The 18,527-nt window shown below is 57.3% G+C and carries 19 protein-coding genes; 11 read left to right on the top strand and 8 right to left on the bottom strand.

All coding sequences use genetic code 11. From position 1 onward, the window contains the following. Positions 1 to 3: 3 nt before the first annotated feature. Positions 4 to 1,530 carry an MFS transporter gene (locus tag IB250_RS13745; protein WP_192344475.1) on the top strand — a complete coding sequence of 509 codons (1,527 nt, stop codon included), beginning with the start codon at positions 4 to 6 and terminating at the stop codon, positions 1,528 to 1,530. Between the two features lie 506 nt (positions 1,531 to 2,036). On the opposite strand, the gene IB250_RS13750 is transcribed toward IB250_RS13745, so the two are convergent. Then, positions 2,037 to 2,924 carry a LysR family transcriptional regulator gene (locus IB250_RS13750; protein WP_192344476.1) on the bottom strand — a complete coding sequence of 296 codons (888 nt, stop codon included), beginning with the start codon at positions 2,922 to 2,924 and terminating at the stop codon, positions 2,037 to 2,039. Between the two features lie 134 nt (positions 2,925 to 3,058). Between IB250_RS13750 and IB250_RS13755 the strand changes: the two genes are divergently transcribed. The 4 genes from IB250_RS13755 (at position 3,059) to IB250_RS13770 (ending at position 5,673) form a co-directional block, all read left to right on the top strand. After that, positions 3,059 to 3,805 (top strand): SDR family oxidoreductase, encoded by a 747-nt coding sequence (locus tag IB250_RS13755; RefSeq protein ID WP_008072177.1) that lies wholly within the window; start codon positions 3,059 to 3,061, stop codon positions 3,803 to 3,805. Between the two features lie 69 nt (positions 3,806 to 3,874). Continuing rightward, positions 3,875 to 4,561, top strand: coding sequence for a glutathione S-transferase family protein (locus IB250_RS13760; protein WP_318652671.1), 687 nt, complete (start codon positions 3,875 to 3,877; stop codon positions 4,559 to 4,561). A 322-nt stretch (positions 4,562 to 4,883) separates the two neighbouring features. Next, positions 4,884 to 5,030, top strand: a complete 147-nt coding sequence (locus IB250_RS13765; RefSeq protein WP_225603557.1) for a hypothetical protein — start codon at positions 4,884 to 4,886, stop codon at positions 5,028 to 5,030. Between the two features lie 262 nt (positions 5,031 to 5,292). After that, positions 5,293 to 5,673 carry a hypothetical protein gene (locus tag IB250_RS13770; protein WP_008075478.1) on the top strand — a complete coding sequence of 127 codons (381 nt, stop codon included), beginning with the start codon at positions 5,293 to 5,295 and terminating at the stop codon, positions 5,671 to 5,673. A 172-nt stretch (positions 5,674 to 5,845) separates the two neighbouring features. Here IB250_RS13770 and IB250_RS13775 read toward each other — a convergent pair whose 3' ends face one another. Then, positions 5,846 to 6,382 carry a tyrosine-type recombinase/integrase gene (locus tag IB250_RS13775; protein WP_318652690.1) on the bottom strand — a complete coding sequence of 179 codons (537 nt, stop codon included), beginning with the start codon at positions 6,380 to 6,382 and terminating at the stop codon, positions 5,846 to 5,848. A gap of 379 nt (positions 6,383 to 6,761) precedes the next feature. Between IB250_RS13775 and IB250_RS13780 the strand changes: the two genes are divergently transcribed. From IB250_RS13780 to IB250_RS13795, 4 genes are all read left to right on the top strand, one after another. Continuing rightward, on the top strand, positions 6,762 to 7,595 hold the full coding sequence (locus IB250_RS13780) for an oxidoreductase (RefSeq protein ID WP_192344477.1): 834 nt from the start codon (positions 6,762 to 6,764) through the stop codon (positions 7,593 to 7,595). A 26-nt stretch (positions 7,596 to 7,621) separates the two neighbouring features. Further along, entirely contained in the window at positions 7,622 to 8,563 is a 942-nt protein-coding gene (locus IB250_RS13785) for an AraC family transcriptional regulator (RefSeq protein ID WP_192344478.1), read from the top strand. A 254-nt stretch (positions 8,564 to 8,817) separates the two neighbouring features. Further along, complete coding sequence (locus tag IB250_RS13790) at positions 8,818 to 9,582, top strand: tetratricopeptide repeat protein (protein WP_192344479.1); 765 nt, start codon at positions 8,818 to 8,820, stop codon at positions 9,580 to 9,582. Positions 9,583 to 9,970: 388 nt separating this feature from the next. Next, on the top strand, positions 9,971 to 10,228 hold the full coding sequence (locus tag IB250_RS13795; RefSeq protein ID WP_192344480.1) for a DUF2790 domain-containing protein: 258 nt from the start codon (positions 9,971 to 9,973) through the stop codon (positions 10,226 to 10,228). A 45-nt stretch (positions 10,229 to 10,273) separates the two neighbouring features. On the opposite strand, the gene IB250_RS13800 is transcribed toward IB250_RS13795, so the two are convergent. The 5 genes from IB250_RS13800 to IB250_RS13820 all read right to left on the bottom strand — a co-directional run bounded on the left by IB250_RS13800 (position 10,274) and on the right by IB250_RS13820 (position 16,353). Next, positions 10,274 to 11,209: a LysR family transcriptional regulator gene (locus tag IB250_RS13800; protein WP_192344481.1), complete on the bottom strand. Its 936-nt coding sequence runs from the start codon at positions 11,207 to 11,209 to the stop codon at positions 10,274 to 10,276. A 71-nt stretch (positions 11,210 to 11,280) separates the two neighbouring features. After that, the gene (locus IB250_RS13805; RefSeq protein ID WP_192344482.1) at positions 11,281 to 12,231 is read right to left on the bottom strand and encodes an aldo/keto reductase; all 951 of its coding nucleotides are present in this window, start codon (positions 12,229 to 12,231) and stop codon (positions 11,281 to 11,283) included. A 22-nt stretch (positions 12,232 to 12,253) separates the two neighbouring features. Beyond that, a complete protein-coding gene (locus IB250_RS13810; protein WP_192344483.1) occupies positions 12,254 to 13,720 on the bottom strand; it encodes an efflux transporter outer membrane subunit in 1,467 nt (488 codons plus the stop codon). Positions 13,721 to 13,738: 18 nt separating this feature from the next. Then, on the bottom strand, positions 13,739 to 15,217 hold the full coding sequence (locus tag IB250_RS13815) for a DHA2 family efflux MFS transporter permease subunit (RefSeq protein WP_192344484.1): 1,479 nt from the start codon (positions 15,215 to 15,217) through the stop codon (positions 13,739 to 13,741). Next, positions 15,217 to 16,353, bottom strand: a complete 1,137-nt coding sequence (locus IB250_RS13820) for an HlyD family secretion protein (RefSeq protein WP_192344485.1) — start codon at positions 16,351 to 16,353, stop codon at positions 15,217 to 15,219. Before IB250_RS13820 ends, IB250_RS13815 begins: the two co-directional genes overlap by 1 nt. Positions 16,354 to 16,600: 247 nt before the next feature. On the opposite strand from IB250_RS13820, the gene IB250_RS13825 reads away from it, so the two are divergent. Both IB250_RS13825 and mug read left to right on the top strand, forming a co-directional pair. Then, positions 16,601 to 17,224 carry a TetR/AcrR family transcriptional regulator gene (locus tag IB250_RS13825; RefSeq protein WP_192344486.1) on the top strand — a complete coding sequence of 208 codons (624 nt, stop codon included), beginning with the start codon at positions 16,601 to 16,603 and terminating at the stop codon, positions 17,222 to 17,224. Between the two features lie 8 nt (positions 17,225 to 17,232). Further along, positions 17,233 to 17,769, top strand: coding sequence for a G/U mismatch-specific DNA glycosylase (gene mug, locus IB250_RS13830; protein WP_192344487.1), 537 nt, complete (start codon positions 17,233 to 17,235; stop codon positions 17,767 to 17,769). 96 nt (positions 17,770 to 17,865) lie between these two features. Here mug and IB250_RS13835 read toward each other — a convergent pair whose 3' ends face one another. Further along, complete coding sequence (locus IB250_RS13835) at positions 17,866 to 18,243, bottom strand: c-type cytochrome (protein WP_192344488.1); 378 nt, start codon at positions 18,241 to 18,243, stop codon at positions 17,866 to 17,868. Positions 18,244 to 18,527: the final 284 nt, after the last annotated feature.

Raw genomic sequence — 18,527 nt, forward strand, 5'->3', positions numbered from 1 at the left:
ACGATGCAGTTCTCTTCTTCGCAAAAAGATGCTTTCACAATAGCCGCTGTTTGCCTGGCCTCGCTGATGTTCGGCCTGGAAATCTCGAGCGTACCGGCAATCCTGCCCACTCTTGAATCGGTTCTGCGCAGCGATTTCAAAGATATGCAGTGGATCATGAATGCCTACACTATCGCCTGCACCACGGTGCTGATGGCCACCGGCACATTGGCGGATCGGTATGGGCGCAAGCGGGTGTTTGTCATCAGCCTGGTGCTTTTCGGCATTACCTCACTGGGCTGTGGATGGGCGCAAAGCGCTAGCGTGTTGATCGCAAGCCGATTCCTGCAAGGTATGTCCGGTGGTGCCATGCTGATCTGTCAGGCGGCAGTGCTGTCTCACCGATTCCAGTCGGGAGCTGCGCGCGGCAAAGCTTTCAGTGCCTGGGGGATCGTGTTCGGCATCGGTTTGGGGTTCGGTCCGATTATTGGCGCAGTTATCGTGGCGTTGTCGAGTTGGGAATGGGTGTTCCTGGTGCATGCACCCATTGCGGTGCTTGCGCTGGTGCTGGTAATCGCCGGTGTCGACGAATCACGCGATCCGCAGCGTCGCAGGCTGGATGTGTTGGGCATTATTTCGTTATCGCTGGCAGTGTTAGGTCTTTCCTGGTTCATCACTCAGGGAGCGGGCGTGGGTTTCTCCAGCGGTTCGGCCATTGCCAGCCTGGTTGTGGCGATGGTCAGCTTCATCGTCTTTGTCGTCGCGCAGCAACGCTATGTCGATCCGATGTTCGACTTCTCTGTATTCCGGATCCGCCGCTTCTCGGGTGCCTTGCTAGGGTCGGCAGGCATGAACTTCAGCTTCTGGCCATTCATGATTTACCTGCCTCTGTACTTTCAAAATAGCCTGGGCTACGCCAGTGTCGGCACCGGCCTGGCACTGCTGGCCTATACGCTGCCGACGCTGGTTGTCCCCCCGTTAGGCGAACGGCTGGCGCTGCGCTATCGACCTGACGTGGTGATTCCCTCAGGCTTGTTCACCATAGGTCTGGGGTTCCTGCTGATGAAATGGGGCAGCAGTGTCACGCATGCCAGCTGGTTGACAATGCTTCCAGGCTGCCTGATTGCCGGGATCGGACTGGGGTTGACCAATACGCCGGTTACCAATACCACCACCGGATCGGTGCCCAGTGAGCGTGCTGGCATGGCATCGGGCATCGATATCAGCGCTCGTATGATCAGTCTTGCCATCAACATCGCGCTTATGGGATTCATCTTGGTGGAAGGCATCCTGTCTTCCCTGCGCAATCAGTTAAATGGCTCGCCCGATGATGTGCAACTACGGTTGCTGGCGGAGAATATTTCGGCCGGCAACACTGCTGTGTTGGCGCAGACTGGCCAGGGGACTACGATTTCGGTCGATGTCGCCAACGCAGCTTTGGCGCACGGGTTTGGCTGGGTGATGCTGTATGGCGGTATTGCTGCGTGGGTGCTAGTGGCGGCGAGTTGCCTGGTCTTTCGTTCGAGCAAAGCCGTTCATTCTCAGCAGTGACTGTAATTGGAAGGACCGCTTTTGGCCGATTCTGTTGAAAAAGTCGGTTTGCCCAAAATGTTCGAATATTGATGGCTGAAAACACCTCTTTTGCACGCGCTGCTACGTGAAATCCGAGATCTGAAGCCTCTGCTAAAAGCAAGGGTTTCAATCTCAGGCGCGTACATTTCTGCCGTGGAAACCAAGCCGGACTTTTTCAACAGAATCGGCCGTTTGTTGCCTGTCGCGACCGGCTGAAAACGGCCAGAAGCGGTCGGTGATCCAAATCAATAAATCTGCCCCCGTTTTCTTAACCGCATGAGATGAGCGTTGCACCTTTGATTTAGAGATGTATCGAATCGGCGTTGGCAATAAATCAGGACACTTTTGAGAAGCAAGTTCTGCAGTCCGGTGTGACTACTTAAAGCCCCGTTGACGAGCAAGAATGGTGAGTGTGCAGCGATTTTCGCCCAAGGGGCCGCCATGCTGATGGTTCTCCGTTCGCACCCTGGGCGTGGGCTAGGAGGCTATTTAGGGCGCTCATGGAATGCAGCAAAAACATCCGCCATAAAATCCATGAAAACGATGGCTCGCTGGGGCAGCAGCCGATTCGCTAAGTATACGACTTGGATCGGGACGGGTGGCGCCACGTATTCGTTAAGCAGCAATTGAAGATTGCCACTTCTCAGCCCTTCCTCATAAAGCCATTGAGGCCCCTGCGCGATTCCCAATCCTGCATTGACGTACTCACGTATCGCCTCAGGCGAGTTGACACGCAGTCGTCCGGAGATCGGGACATCAGTATCCTTAAACCGCCAGTTGGTTCCAGTGGATAGGAGGGTATAAATGAGGCAGTCGTGTTCCTTCAGGTCATCAGGCGAAGAGGGAGATCCACGTTTCTCTAGGTACGCACGGCTGGCAACGCACACACGCTCGAACCTCGCTAGTGGCCGGGCTCGCATTGCACTGTCCTCAAGGTGGCCAATACGAATCGCGAGTTCTGCCCCCTCGTCGACTAAATTGACGTAGCGATCATTGATTTGAAGATCGAGCGACAGTTCGGGATAGCGCCCTAGAAAGCTCGCGACGTGCGGTACGATGAAGGTGTGAGCCAATGCGGTCGGGCAAGCGACGCGCAGTAACCCAGACGGCGCTACGTTCCCTCTCAGTGAGGACTCTGACTGTTCCACTGAGTCCAGAATACGCCGCGCATCTGCGTAGTACCGTTCACCCTCGGGCGTGAGCATCAGCTTTCGTGTGGATCGGTGAAGCAGCCTGGTTTGCAAATGGTCTTCAAGAGCAGCGACGTAACGACTGACGTTCGGTTGCCCTAGTCCTAGATCACGTCCCGCAGCAGAAAAACTACCTGTCTCGACAGCGCGTACAAAACAGCTCATCAGTAACAACCGGTCCATCACGCCCCTTTTCATGCAGATTTTGCATGAGATCTATTCTATTTGCCCATCTTATCAGCGCGCTGGCATGAATACATAGTTGCTCTCAGAAGGTCAGTCGTCCGGCTGGCCGCCCCAAAAGAGAGGAAATTTACATGTCCCGTTTACAAGGCAAGCGTACCCTCATCACTGGCGGTACAAGCGGCATCGGTCTGGAGACCGCCAAGCAATTTCTCGCCGAAGGCGCACGCGTGATCGTCACAGGTGTTAATCCTGAGTCCATGGCAAATGCTCAAGCTATTTTAGGTAGCGAAGTCCTGGTGCTGCGAGCCGACTCAGCTAGTGTCGCAGCCCAGAAGGAGCTGGCGCAGGCTGTTCAGTCTCATTACGGGCAGCTCGACGTTGCCTTCCTCAATGCTGGCGTATCCGTCTGGATGCCAATCGAAGACTGGAACGAGGAGATGTTTGATCGCTCCTTTGACATCAATGTCAAAGGCCCTTACTTCCTCCTGCAAGCACTGCTGCCGGTCTTCTCCAACCCTGCATCGGTGGTTCTTAACACCTCGGTCAGTGCGCACCTGGGCGCCGCGCGTTCATCCATTTACGCCGCAACAAAGGCGGCGTTTCTGAACATGTCGAAAACGCTCTCTAGCGAGCTTCTCCCGCGTGGTGTTCGAGTAAATGCGGTCAGCCCTGGTCCGATCGACACGCCGCTGTACGACAAGGCGGGTATCCCCGATGCCTACCGCGAGCAGGTCAACAAAGATATTGCTGCGACTATACCCTTTGGCCGTTTTGGCACGCCTGAAGAAGTAGCTAAGGCGGTGCTGTACCTCGCGTCGGACGAGTCTCGTTGGACGGTCGGAACGGAAATTATTGTTGATGGTGGGCGCTCGCTTTAATGGGCTAGTCACAACTTCACTTCTATACAGCCCGCTTCCCGCTCGGAAGCGGGTGTTGTCGAAATAACAGTGGGTATTCAAATGTCGCAATCACGGCTCACGCTTGTTAGCCACGGGCTTTGTCCGTTTGTTCAGCGAGTAGCAATTTTACTCCTCGAAAAAGAGGCTCCATTTCAACGGGTTGATGTGGATTTGAAGGACAGGCCCAACTGGTTTCGGGACATGTCGCCAACGGGCAAAGTCCCGCTTCTAATGGTGCAAAAAGGCGATGAGGAAGCGACCGTACTTTTCGAGAGCGTGGCTATCTGTGAATACATCGAACAGGTGTATCCGGAGCCCGCTTTGCACCCGAAAGATGCAATTTCCCGTGCTCAACACCGTGCTTGGATCGAATTCGCCACTGGCATGCTTGCTGATGCATGGGGATATTTGAACGCAACGGATCAGCAGACAGCGCTTGGTAAGTCTTCAGCGCTGAGGGGAAGGCTGGAGAGACTTGGCGGTAAAAAGATGGAGGGGCCGTACTTCGCTGGCGAGACGTTCAGTATGGTGGATATTGCTGTAGCCCCAGTTTTTCGCTACTTCGACATACTGGGATTCGAACCAAGTCATTCATTGTTTGATGGACTTGGTCGCATTGCCGAGTGGCGTCATGCACTGGCCAATCGCGCTAGCGTTCAGGCTGCTGTCGCCGAGGATTATGCAGACCGGTTACGCAAACATCTGCTGGAGGTGAAGGCCATTTTAGTCAGATGAGTCATAAATATCAGTCCAGTGTCTCGTATGGCGGGACTTAGCCTGGTGTGATCGTGGAGCTGGGTCTCCTTTGCGAATTTGCAGGAGGCCCGCTTTCCTATTCTTCAGGAAAGTGCCTATACAACGGATAGCGATACTGAGCTTTCGTTGGCGCTCCATGTCCGCTTGTGGCCGTTTTCTGCCTAATGCGATGGGCAGCTCTGGGTCGAAAGTAGCCGGTGACAGCTTCATCAATTGACCATACCCCAATCAACCTATTGCAGGTTCCAATTGGGGGCACTGTCGCTGCTATGCTTGGGCTTTCTCGAAAGGAATCGACACCATGCCAAGCGATTATTCACTGTCGGATGTGCTGGAAAGGTTGTTCGAAAATCAGCAGGCCCTGGAGGCGGCCATTATGGAGTTGACCCTGCTGATTGAGGAACAAGGGGCACAGGAAGTGGGCGGAAATGTCCGTGGTGCACTGTAGACCACGGGTGAAAACGCCGGTCATATCAAACAAGGCCTGGCTCGATTGAAGAAATTGGACATCGGCTAGGTGCAACACCTTTGCCGAGGCTGCCTGAATCCGACTCCAAAGTGCCTGGGCGCATCGTTCGAGGGGGCTGACGAGGATCAACGCTTGATGCCAAAAAGAGGCGGAGAGTTGATTCTGGCAAGCGATTAGCAGACATTTTTTTGCGATTTACTCTGATACGCTGCTGAAACACTCGTTTACAGGAGTTGTTCGTATGATTGGCAAGTTAATTTCGACGGGTTTCAGTTTGGCCACCTTGCCCGCCCGCCTGACTTTTCGCAGCGTCCGCGCCTTGGCCATGACGCCTGCCGAAGCCAGCCGCCTGCTGGCGGACATGCGTCAGGCATCGGATCAGGCGGTGCAGGAACTCCAGGGGCTGTTGGCCAACGTCGATGCGGACATGACCCACAAAACGGCGCACCTCAGTGCTGCCGACAAACGCCTGGCAGCCGAACTGGCCCTGCACGCCGCCGAACAACACCTGAACATGGCCGCGATCAACATTCTGCGGGCCGTCTGGCTGACGCTTCACTCGACGCCGAACTTGCCGCCAAGCGAGCTTGATAAGCGGCTTGAACAGAGACGTAACGACTAACAGACCGTCCGGCGGATCGGTCGATCCGAGCGAGAAATGGGAGCTCAGCATCCTTGAATCGGCGCTTCATGTGCAGGTGGGGTTTATGGAGCGCTTACAATTCGGTTAGTCAGTCCGGTTCACCTCACTGGCAGCCATTGGCCACAGTTTAGTTGCGACCATCGCCGAGGAATTACACCTCCGTCTGTTCAGCCATTTCTAGGGCATCATCGACCTCGATACCCAGGTATCTGACAGTGCTTTCAAGCTTCGTATGACCAAGCAGGAGTTGCACAGCTCTCAGGTTCTTCGTCCTGCGATAGATCAGCGATGCCTTGGTTCGTCGGAGCGTGTGAGTACCGTACATGGTTGGGTCAAGGCCAATGGTTGTCACCCATGCTTTGACTATTCGAGCGTATTGCCTGGTGGATAGATGGTCTGAGCCGTGCAACCGGGTCGGAAACAAGAAGTCCTCGCTGCGGGGATGCGCCTGATGCATCCACGCCTCCAAAACCGTTCGAGTTTGCTCAGTGATTTCAAATTGCACAGGGTGCTGAGTTTTCTGCTGCATCACGATGGCACGTGACGATACATGCTCCCCATGGGCGATGTCTCGAACTCGCAGCTTGGTTAAGTCACAAGTACGTAGCTTGCTGTCGATGGCCAAGTTGAAGAGCGCCAAATCACGTGTCTTCTCCGCGAGCTGGAGTCTGACCCGAATAGCCCAGATATCTCTGACTCGGAGCGGGGCTTTCTGCCCGACAAGCTTTCCCTTGTTCCATGGCTGATGACTGTTCTAGCAATAGTGTTCATGGCTCGTCCTCCACGTTGAGGGAGGACAAGGGTGAATCAGTCACGGTGCGTGGTGGTCGCTAACCGACCCATAGCTGCCCGTCGCGGAATGAGCAATCGGCCAGAATCAGACGTTTAGAGTAGGGTAAATAAATCCGTTCCTTTTCTTCCTTTGGTCTCGTTTTTTGCCACCAGATTTCAGGTTGCCCACCGATCACGCCGATAGGATTAGGCAATACTCAAATCCAATCCGGCATAGTCCCCCAGTACTCTCCACCCTAGCATGGCCTCACCTTGTATCTTCAGGAGTGCGCCCCATGAGTGCAGAAAAAACCCTCTTTATCACCGGTGTTAGTAGTGGATTTGGCCAGGCCCTGGCTAAGGAAGCCCTTGCCCTGGGCCATCGAGTGATCGGCACTGTTCGCAGCGAATTCTCTCTGGCAACCTTCGAGGCACTCTCGCCTGAGCGGGCCCATGGTGTGGTGCTGGACGTTACCCACTTTAATGCCATCGACGCGGTGGTCGCCGCTGTTGAGGACAAGCATGGCCCGGTGGATGTGCTGGTAAACAACGCGGGTTATGGCCACGAGGGGATTTTCGAGGAGTCGTCGTTGGCGGAAATGCGTCGCCAGTTCGACGTAAATGTATTCGGTGCGGTGGCAATGACCAAGGCGTTTGTGCCGTATTTTCGCCAGCGGCGGGCGGGGCATATCCTCAATATCACGTCCATGGGCGGCTATATCACCATGCCAGGCATTGCCTATTACTGCGGCAGCAAATTTGCGCTGGAGGGCATCTCTGACACGTTGAGCAAGGAGCTTGCACCCTTCGATATATTTGTCACGGCCGTGGCACCGGGGTCGTTTCGCACGGACTGGGCAGGCCGTTCGATGCAGCGTACGCCGCGCAGTATCAGTGACTACGATGCGAGTTTCGACCCGGTGCGCAAAGCCCGTGAGGAAAAAAGCGGCCATCAACCGGGCGACCCGCAGAAAGCCGCACGCGCCATGCTGACGATTATCGCCAGTCCCAGCCCGCCGGCTCACCTGCTGCTGGGCAGCGACGCCCTGGCTCTGGTGCGTGACAAGCTGCACCGGACGGCGGAGAGTATTAAGCAATGGGAGGCGCTTAGCTGTTCTACGGATGGCTGAGCATAAATGTGGAGAGCGTGCAGTCGATGCCGAAACCCAAGGACCCGAGCACATCGCGTATGGTGCAGTTGATGGGCCAGCTTGCGCCGCTGGAGGGTTACAACCTGAGCCCGCTGGATGATGTGCGTTTTCTGCGTTCCAACCGGCCACTGACGCGCACGCCGGTTTTGTATGAACCGGGCATCGTTATCCTCTGTCAGGGGCAGAAACGCGGCTATTTGGGTGATGAAGTTTACGTTTATGACGCCCTGCATTATCTGGTGGTGTCGGTGCCAGTGCCCTTTACGATGGAGACCGACGCCAGCGAGGCGCAGCCAATGCTGGCGGTGTACCTGCGTCTGGACTTCACCCTGGCCGGCGAGCTGATTGAGCAGGTGGATGAGGTATGGAACTTCCGCTCGGCTCAGCCTATGGGCATGTACGCCTCGCCCATGGATGAACCGCTGCGCCAATCGACCCTGCGTTTTCTGGAAGTCATGGCCGACCGCACCGACGCGCAAATCCTCGGCCCGGCGATGCTGCGCGAACTCTACTACCGCATCCTCACCGGCGAACAAGGCGGCACCCTACGCGCCGCCATCGCCCAGCAGGGCCAGTTCGGCAAGGTGACGCGCGCCATTCACAAAATCCACAGCTGTTACCACGAGCATCTGGATGTAGAAGTCCTGGCCCAGGAAGCGCAGATGAGCGTGCCCAACTTTCATCTGCATTTTCGCAAAGTGACCGATTCCTCGCCTATGCAGTACCTCAAGTCGACACGGTTGCATCAAGCTCGATTACTGATGCTGCGTAACGACCTGACAGCAGCCAAATCGGCATTTCTGGTGGGCTATGAAAGTGCTTCGCAATTTAGCCGCGACTTCAAGCGCCTCTTCGGTCGCACACCGATAGCGGAGGTGGCGTGGATGAAACGGACCTATGCGTTGCCGGCACCGACAACCCCGTCGCCCTTCGTGTCATCACACTGACCTTTAATCAGTCCTGTCTTGCCCGGCGCCAGTAGGCTTCGATCGGCATGCGTGCGGCGGGAACGCCGCGAAGTGCAGCAAATACTCATGCTTAGACGTTGGGCAGGTAAAAAATGATGCTGGTTGCGACGGCCGTTGTTGCAGGAACTTCAGGGTATTGGCCAGGTCAATAGCGGCCCGGTATTGGATTGCCGAGCAGCACTGTGGTCTGTTTTACGGCAGTGCCGTCCGAATTCACTCGAGTCCGCCCCCTGATGCCAACCAAGAGTTTTCTGCCGGGTCTCATTCTGGTGTTCTGCGCCGTCGCGTCGTTTTGTTCGTTTGCTGCCGAGCGAAGAGCGCCCGCGCAAAGCAACAGCGCATCAACGACCCTGATCGAAACCGCCTCGCGGCAGTATGAAAATGGCCAACTGGATCAGGCCGCTGCCACGCTGGAGCGTGCCCTGCATATCCAGCCGAACAATCCCGCGACGCTGCATTACCTCGGTGTGTTGCGTCTTCAGCAGGGGCAGTACCAGCAGGCTGAAACCTTGGCGGTGCGCTCGAACATGGGGGTGGGTCGCAACGTCGAGTTGCGCAACCGCAACTTCCAATTGATCCAGGCGGCGCAGCAGGCCCAGTCTTCGGGTACCCCACCCACTGCCCAAAAGGATCTGGTCGCAGCGCAGAAGGGGTTAACAGAGGAGACCCAAAGGCGCCGCGAAGCGGAAATGGCGGTTGTTGAGCAATCCACTCAGAACACTGGGTATGACGTTGACAACTTCGCTCGCGCAGAGGCAAATGGGGTTTCGAATGCTCCGACGGTTGGCAGAGCCGGGCCCGAAGGACAATTGCAAATGGTTAATGTCGAGCCAGAGCCTACATACGATGAGGTTGAGATTCCCCGCGGCCATATGCCACCTCCGGGTAAATGCCGAATCTGGTTTCCTGATCGTCCGCCGGGGCATCAGCCTGCACCGGGCAAATGCAAGAAGCTGCGATATCGGGTTCCGTCAGGGGCCTACCTGGTGCGCGGTTGAGTTTCTGGTGTCTTCTTTTGGCCGATGCTGTTGAAAAAGTCGGTCATGGTTCCTACGCCAGAAAAGTCCGCGCTTGAGGTTGAAATTTTTACTGTAAGCAGAGGGTTCCGGACTCAGATTTCGCGTAGCAGCGCGCAAGGAAAGCCTTCTCAGCAGTCAGTATGACGGCAGTCTTGAAGAACCGACTTTTTCAACAGAATCGACCGAGAGCTACCAGTCATGCAGTTCTCAACCGTTATCAGGAACCGCGACAGCTACATTCATACAAATTTCGGCAACACTGTTTGTCCCACCGATCGATTTTTACAGGAGGCATCAACTCTTAATATCGTCTCGAAGCCGCCAGCAATTGGGCTGATGCGGTCAACTCTACGAGACGGTAAAAAATATGAACATGAAAAAAATGGCAGTTGTTTTAGTGCTCGGCAGCTTGGGCTCACACGCTTACGCCGACACGGCGGAGACTAAAAATATCCCGGTCGAAACCTACGGATACTCGACGAAGCTCGACATCGAACACGTGATCTCGATCACCGAACCCGCGAATGAATGCGCACCGGTTCCGGTTCAGATGACGTATGAAGACTCTCATGGCGAGCGGCATGTTCTGCAGTATCAGACGATGGGTACTGGCTGTTCCAATTGAGTCCGGTGCAGACGATGGAGGGTCGACACTCCATATCTGCTGCACTCAGGCGTTTTTTGCTCCGACGATGTCTTCATCCGCTGCCAGCAAGTCCGGGATCGAGTGTTTGAGAAATTCCACCCAGGTTTTGATTTTCGCATCGACGAACTTGCGTGACGGATAGATCGCGAACAGGTTCAACTCCTCCAGCCGGTGCTCCGGCAACACCCGCACCAATGTTCCCGCCCTCAGGCCGTTCACGGCCGATGCTATTGGCTGAATGCCGATTCCCATGCCTTTTTTGATCGCGATGGTCATGCCGTCGGCGGTGTTGATGTGAAAGGGCGACACGGGAATTGTGATGGTTTCCATGCCTTGCGGACCTTCGAAGGTCCAGTTCTCGACCGGCATGACTGTGTTGACGATCCGCAAGCATTCATGCTCGCAGAGCGCGCCGGGTGTTTGCGGGAGGCCGCGTTTTTCCAGGTAGGCCGGCGATGCGCAGAGGATGCTGTAGGTGATGCCGAGTCGCTGGGCGACGAAGCCGGAATCCGGGAGATCGCGGGCCAGCACGATGGACATGTCGTAGCCTTCTTCCAGCAGATCCGGGATGCGGTTGGTCAGAGTCAGGTCGAACATTACTGTCGGATGAATTTCCCGGTAGCGGGCGATGGCGTCGATTACGTAATGGTTACCGATGGCCGACATGGCATGGATCTTCAAGCGGCCGACGGGCAAGGTCTGGGCGGTTCCGGCTTCCTCGTCGGCTTCGCGTACGTCGTCGAGGATTTTTTCGCAGCGTTGCAAGTAGCGTATGCCGGCTTCGGTGAGGGCAAGGCGGCGAGTGGTGCGGTTGATCAGGCGCGTGTGCAAGCGGCCTTCGAGGGCTGAAACGGCTTTGGAGACGTTGGTTGTGGTGGTGTCGAGCAGTTGCGCGGCGGCGGTGAAACTGCCGCTTTGGGCGACGGCGATGAAAATGCGCATGCTCTGGAAGACGTCCATCTTTTCGTCTCAGGAATCAGGTGGGAAAAGTATAGGGGGCGGCCTCGGGTAGACCGCCCCTTTTTTCGTTGTCACTTTTTACGCGGAATAAAGCCAGGTACGCCGGTCTCGACCACCGAATTAAATCGAATCCGGGTTGTGATTTCTTCCTTGATCTCACGCATCGCCCGGTGCGGCAGTGTCGCAATATCGAAGTTCTCCTGAATATGGCTCGGCGTCGCCGAAGTCGTCAGGAAAGCTGTGCCGCGTTGTACCGCCCACGCCAGCGCCACTTGCGCCGGGGTTTGTTGCACATGCCGGGCGATGCTAGTGATCACCGAGTCTTCCAGCACATTCGGCTCCATCCCATGTCCCAGCGGTGCAAAAGCCAGAACAATGATCCCGTGCTGTTTGCAGAACTCCAACATCTCCCATTCCGGCAAATACGGGTGCGATTCGATTTGCACCACGGAAGGTTTGATCCGTGCAGCAGCAACGATCTCCTTGAGCGCCTCCAGCGTGATGTCCGAGAGACCGATGGACTTGCAGCGGCCTTCATCCACCAGGCTTTCAAGGGCGCGCCAAGTGTCGAGCAATGTGATTTTGCCATCGTAGATGACATGCCCGAGAACGTCCCGTGGGTCCTGATCGTCACCGGGCTGGAAGGCGAACGGAGTGTGGATCAGGTAGCAATCGATGTAGTCGGCCTGCAGCCGTTGGCAGCTCGCTTCGAACGCCGGTTTGACCCGCTCGGGGCGGTGGTTGGTGTTCCACAGTTTGGTGGTGATGAATACGTCCTCGCGGCGGATGCTGCCGGCGGCGAAAACCTGCTGGAACGCAACGCCGATCTTGTCTTCGTTGCGATAACGCTCGGCGCAGTCGAAGTGGCGGAAGCCCACTTCGAGAGCGCATTTGACTGCTTCGGTGGTGGTGCTCAGGTCGCGGAACAGCGTGCCGAATCCCACGGCGGGCATCGAACCCGCACCGTTGTTCAGCGGCAAGCGTGTGTCGCGAAGTTCATCGTGAAAGGCTTCGTAGGTCATGTCAGTTTTCCAATGTGGGTCGTTACAGCGGCTGTTGATCAGTGCGATCGCGCGCGGCGAGTTTTTGCTCGAAGACGCCCACGGCGTTGCCGCCCAGCGCCACGAATAGCTGCACCGTGTCGAGATAGCGCGCAGTCTTCGCGCGGATCTGCCCGAGCAGCGCTTGCTCGTAGGCACGTTCGGCTTCGAGCACTTGCAGAATGCTGTTTTCGCCTTGGGCGTAAGCCTGTTGATTCAAGCGAAAGCTGGTGTCGGCGGCGCGCAAGGCGTCGTCCTGCGCCAGGTTTTGCTCAGCGCCATGGTTGATCGCCTGCAAGGTGTCCGCGACTTGGCCGAACGACTGAATCACCGTTTGCTGGTACCGGGCGAGAGTGGCGTTGTAGCCGTCAATGGCGGACTGGCGCTGCGCCTTGAGCGTACCGCCATTGAAGATCGGCGCGGTCAACCCGGCAGCGAAACCCCAGAGTGCGGTGCCGCCATTACCCGACGCGGCTTGCGCCAGCGAAGCGGATAGTTCGATGCGGGGATAGAGATTGGCCGTCGCCACGCCCACTGCCGCGCTGGCGATGTGCAGTTCGGATTCGGCTTGCAGGATGTCTGGCCGGGTGCGGGCCATCTCGGAGGGCAGGCTGACCGGGATGCTCGACGGCTGGGCGAATTCGTCGAGGGTGAAGTCCGGTGCGATCCAGTCTGCCGGGCCTTTGCCGGCCAGGATCGACAACGCATGCCGCGCCGCATCACGTTGCTGGGCGAGTGGCGGCAGCAGCGTGCGGTCCTGCGCGAGGCGGGTTTCGGCCAGCGACACATCGATCTGGGTCGTAGAGCCGCTCTGACGCGCCCTCTGTACCAGATCGAGGTTTTTCGCGTCGTTGGCCAGCAGCTCCTGCACGGCCTGGATTTGCGCGTTGGCGGACGCGAGCAGCAACGCCTGGCGGGTGACGTCGCCGGTCAGGGTCAGATACGCCGCTTCATAGCGATGCTTTTGCAGATCGGTCAGCGCTTGTTGCCCTTCGACCACGCGTCTGTTTCCGCCGAACGCATCCAGATCGAACGCGACCCGTGGGCCGATGGCGTAGAAGTTCGAGACGCTCGGTTCAGGCCCGGTGTGGGTACGTTGGCGACCGCCTGTAGCGCCGAAGTCTACCTGCGGATACAGCGCACCTTCCGCCGCCGCGACGGCAGAAGCAGCCTGGCGGATGGTCGCATCGGCGGCCACCAGTTCGAGGTTGCCATCGATGGCACGGTGCATAACCTGATCGAGTTTTGGCGAACGGAACGCCGACCACCAGTCGCCGTTGATCCGTTTGCCAATATCAAAGCGCTGGTTGCCAGATCGCCGCTCGGCCTGTTGATCGTAGTGCTGTGACGAACTCGCGGCGGGCCGTTCAAATTCGGGGCCGACAGTGCAGGCGGACAGCATCACAACCATCGCCAGCGCAATGAAGGTGCCCGGGAGCGCAGAGCGGGTGAAGCGCGTAGACATTTTCATTTTCCAGACTCCCGAATATCAGTTGGCCGCAACAGGCTTGCGAAGGAACAACACCAGCGGACTCACCACGAGCATCGCCATCATCAGAATCTTGAACTGCCCCATGACCGCGATGAACGCCGCCTGGTGCGTGACCAGATGGTTGAGTCCCTCAAGCGCCGGCAGCGAGGTCGGCAGCGTCATGCGATACGGCGTCAGGTGGCTGACCAGCGCGGAATGCATCGCCTGGGTGTTGTTGAAGAAATAGATCTGCACTACCGCCACGCCGAGGGTGCTGCCGTAGACCCGCATCAGATTGAAGAATCCGCTGGCTTCCGGGCGTAACTTCGGGTCAATCGTGCTGAACGCGACCTTGCTCAGCGCCGGCATCAAAATGCCGAGGCCGACACCCTGGATGAATCCGGTCACCGCCACGGGTGTCCAGTCCATCAGCGGCGAGTAACCGAGCATCAGCCAGTTGGCGTACACCACCAGGGCAATGCCGGCGGCGATGAACACGCGGGTGTCGATCCAGGCAGGCGTACGGCCCATCAGCAGGAACGCGCCCACCAGTCCGATGCCGCGCGGAATGGTCAGCAAACCGGTGGTGTCCGGTGGGTAGCCGAGAATTTCATCGAGCATCGGCGAGGTCAGCGCCATGGTCGACAGCAGCACGAAACCGAGGGCGAAGAACATCACCGTCGACAGCGTGAAGTTACGGTCGCCGATCAACCCCTTGCTGAGAAAATGCACCTTGGCGGTCAGTACATGGACGACGAACAGGTACAGCCCCAGCGCACAGGCCAGCGCTTCGATCCAGATTTCCGGCGAGTCGAACCAGTCCAGGCGCTCGCCACGGTCGAGGAGCATTTGCAGGGCGATCATGCCGAGGGTGAAGGTGCCGAAGCCGAAGAAGTCGAACGAGGGGCGCTGATCGGCCTTCTTCTCGGCGAGCAGCAACGTCACCACCATGAAGATGTACGCCGTCAGCGGCAGGCTGAGGTAGAACATCGGGCGCCAGTCGAAATACTCACTGATCCAGCCGCCGATGCTCGGCCCGCTGACGATGCCGAGCAGCACCAGCGCCGTCCATTTCGGGCCGAACGCCGGGCGCCGTTCGGCGGGCAGCGTCTCCAGCGCAATGGCCATCGACAGCGGCGCCAGCACGCCACTGGCCAAGCCTTGAAGGATGCGTGCACCGATAAATTCCAGCGGTGTGCCGGCCAGCGTTGCGAGCCACAGACCGAGTGCGAACAACGCAAGCGCGCTCTGATAAACACGCTTCAAACCGAAGCGTCCGGCCAGCCATTGCGCGATGGGTAGCGTGATAGCGCTGGAGGCCAGGTAAGCAGTGAAGATCCAGCCGGCCTGATCGTCGGTCATGGAAATGCTGCCCTGAATCAGACGCAGCGCTGCATTCGGCAACGGCAGATTCACCGATTGCATGTACGTCGCGAGCAGGGCAACGAACCTTAGCGAGCGCGCGTTGGTTGCCTGGGGGTGAGCGGTGGCGTTCATCACGAATTACCTGCGGTCAACAACGACTTGAGCGGATGCCACCATGGCGTGCGGTGCCCGGTATCGACCTTGACCGTGGCGCTGGTGCCGGAGAACAGCGGCAGGGCAGGATCGGCCTCGTCCAGTTCAAGGCGAACTGGAACCCGCTGCACCACCTTCACCCAGTTGCCGGTCGCGTTCTCCGGCGGCAGCAGGGCAAAGTCAGCGCCGGCACCGGGGCTCATGCTGATCACGTGTGCTTTGAACTGCCGATCCGGGTAGGTATCGAGGGTGATGGTCGCTGGCTGACCGGGGCGCATGTGCGTGATTTGCGTCTCGCGGAAGTTGGCCTCGACCCAGATCTCCCGATCGGAGATCAGCGTGAACGCGGCGGCGCCATTGTTGACGTAGTTGCCGACCTGCAGATCGTCGACCTTGGCGACGATGCCGTTATCTGGCGCGGTCACTGTCGTGTAGGAAAGGTAGAGCAGCGCTTCGTCGAGCAGTGCCTGGGCCTCGCGCACCGCGGGGTGACTGTCGATGGCGATATCCGGGTTGCCGTTGAGGGCGGCGATGGCGCTGGCGATCTGTTGTTCGATTGAGGCGATGCGTTGCTGCGAGACCTTCAGGTCGGTTTCGGCACGCTCGTAAAGGGCCCGGGATACGAACTCGGTAGCCATCAACGCTTTTTTGCGGGTGAACTCTTTCTGATCGTAATCGGCCGACGCCTTGGCCGATTGCAGTTCGGCCTGTTGCTGGCGGTAGTTGGCCTTGAGTCCGTCGATGCTCAGGCGTGCGGTGCCCAACCGGGCTTGGGCACGGTCAACGGCGATCTGGAGCGGTTTGGGGTCGATGCGGAACAGGATCTGGCCCTTGCGCACCTGTTGATTGTCATCGACAGCGATCTCGATCACTTGCCCGGAAATCCGCGCATTGATTGAGGCCTTGGCCACGCGGGCATAGGCGTTGTCAGTGGACACGAACGGCGCGTTCGCCACGTATTGGCTGTAGCCGATGACGGCGAAGAGGGCGGGGACGCCTGCCATGAGCAGCGGCCGGAGCTTGTGCTTAAGGGTTTTTTTTGGCGGTGCGTCAGCCAAGTCAGGGGCTGGGTGTGCGTTAGCTGGTATTGCTGAGAGATCGAATTGCTTGGTCATGATCGAATCCACCCTTAACCGGGAAATCGGGCCGACCTGTGCGCGATCGCCTGCGGCCCCGACGTCATTAATTGCTGTGAGTAATCAAATCCGTGCGCGGTGGGGGAGGATCGCTCCGTACCGCTGTTTCGTCGTTGTCAGTCCCGATTGAGCTGCGCTGCCGATCAAGGAATTTCTGGTTCCTTAATTTTGTGCGATGGTGTAAGAATATGAGCGACCCCATCTTCATGCAAGGAATTTGTACGACATGGCACAAAATAAAACGACAGAAGGAAAAGGCCGCGGCCGTCCTCGCGCGTATGATCCGCAGACAGCGCTGCAACAGGCGCTCGGGGTGTTCTGGAACACCGGATACTCCGGCGCTTCGCTGGACAGTATTGCCAGTGCGGCGGGAATGAATCGCCCGAGCCTGTACGCTGCGTTCGGCGATAAACACGCTCTCTATATCAAGGCGCTCGACCAGTATTGGGAAACGGCTCACAGTGCCATGCGGTCCGCGTTAACCGACAGCAGCCTGACACTGGAGCAAGCGCTGACCCATTTTTATGAAGGGCAACTAGCGATCTATTTCTCGGGGGATGGGCAGCCGCGTGGCTGTTTTGCGATTGGCACAGCGACCACTGAGGCCGTCGAGGATCCGGAAATCCGCAATGTGCTGTCTGCGCGGCTCGGCCAGCTCGATGCCGATCTCGAAGCGCGCCTGCAAACCGCGATTGATGCCGGCGAACTGAAGCCCGGTACCGATCTGGCAGCACTTGCAGTACTCGCTTCCTCGCTGCTGCATAGCATTTCAATTCGCGCGCGGGCGGGTAAATCCCGCGAAGAGTTGAGCGGCCTTGCGCGCAATGCCGTCAACGTCATTTGCGGTTGAGATGGGTCATGGAAGGGCTTGAAGACATTCTGGCTGAAGGTCTGTCAGTGGTTTTTTGCGGGATCAATCCCGGCCTGCTGGCTGCGGCCCGGGGGCATCATTTTGCGGGACGGGGAAATCGCTTCTGGCGGACGCTGCATCTGGCAGGGTTCACTCCCGAAGAAGTGCGGCCTGAAAACGACCGGTCAATCCTTGAGTACCAATGTGGATTGACCGCCGTGGTCGCACGACCGACAGCGCGGGCTGATCAATTGTCCGCCCAGGAATTCACCGACGCCGCTGTGAGTTTTGAGCAGAAGATTGCCCGCTATGCACCGCTCCATGTGGCGTTTCTCGGAAAAGCGGCCTATGTCGGATTGTCCGGGCAGAAGGTTAATCAGTGGGGGCGTCAGGCCCAGACGCTCTGCGGTGCAGCCGTCTGGGTGCTGCCCAACCCCAGTGGGCGAAATCTTGCGTTTACACTGGAGCAATTGGTGGCGGCGTATCGACAGCTATATCGGGCTGCATGTCTGCGAACGAATCCAGACATTGACCTAACGCTGTAGGCTTTGTGGCCTCTGCGTGTGCCGATGGATCCTCGCTGTGGCACTCGGTAGAAAAGGGCCAAAGATGGACGGTGGACACGGTACCTCTTTCAAAAATCATCGATTTTTCGAAATCACACCACCCATGTATTGATTTATATCGCGCAGATCTTCAATCCTCCATGAGTACGGCGATAGCTTTACACCATTCTCTCGCAAAGTTTTTGGAATCAAGTCTCCATTTGGACGAAGTATTATCGATGACACAATTACGCCCGGATAATCATTTAATCGTTTTTTGAAAGCGGATGTTGTTAGATCAGGTGTAGGAGGATTGCTTTTATTAGCCAATGGTCCTGTTGCTTTGAGATCTATTCCGTGGCACATGGTGCATCGCTGTAAATAGAGATTTTTTCCATTAACATTATCCGCGAAGGATAGGGATGTTTGAATTAGCGATAAAATTCCTAGCGAAGCGATGAATAATATTTTCATTGTTTTATCTTCCTTGATGGGATCAGTGTCGACTGGACACGATTTGGTGCGCGGGAAAGATATCAGCCGTCGTGTCGGCACACACGGTCATTTCTGATGCTGAATCAACTCGTTTTCCAGGCGCATCCCGGTGACCGCTTCTTGCCGGACAGCGACCGCCACTCATTGTGACTGATCCACCGTTGTCCTCCCTCAATGTGGAGGACAACGGCGTGGCCCCGATGCTGGCACAGTCGCCCGAACTCTGTGTGGGAGTGTCGGGCGATATCGTTTTAGCCATGCGC

The organism is Pseudomonas sp. PDM09 (genome assembly GCF_014852305.1).
Lineage (GTDB): Bacteria > Pseudomonadota > Gammaproteobacteria > Pseudomonadales > Pseudomonadaceae > Aquipseudomonas.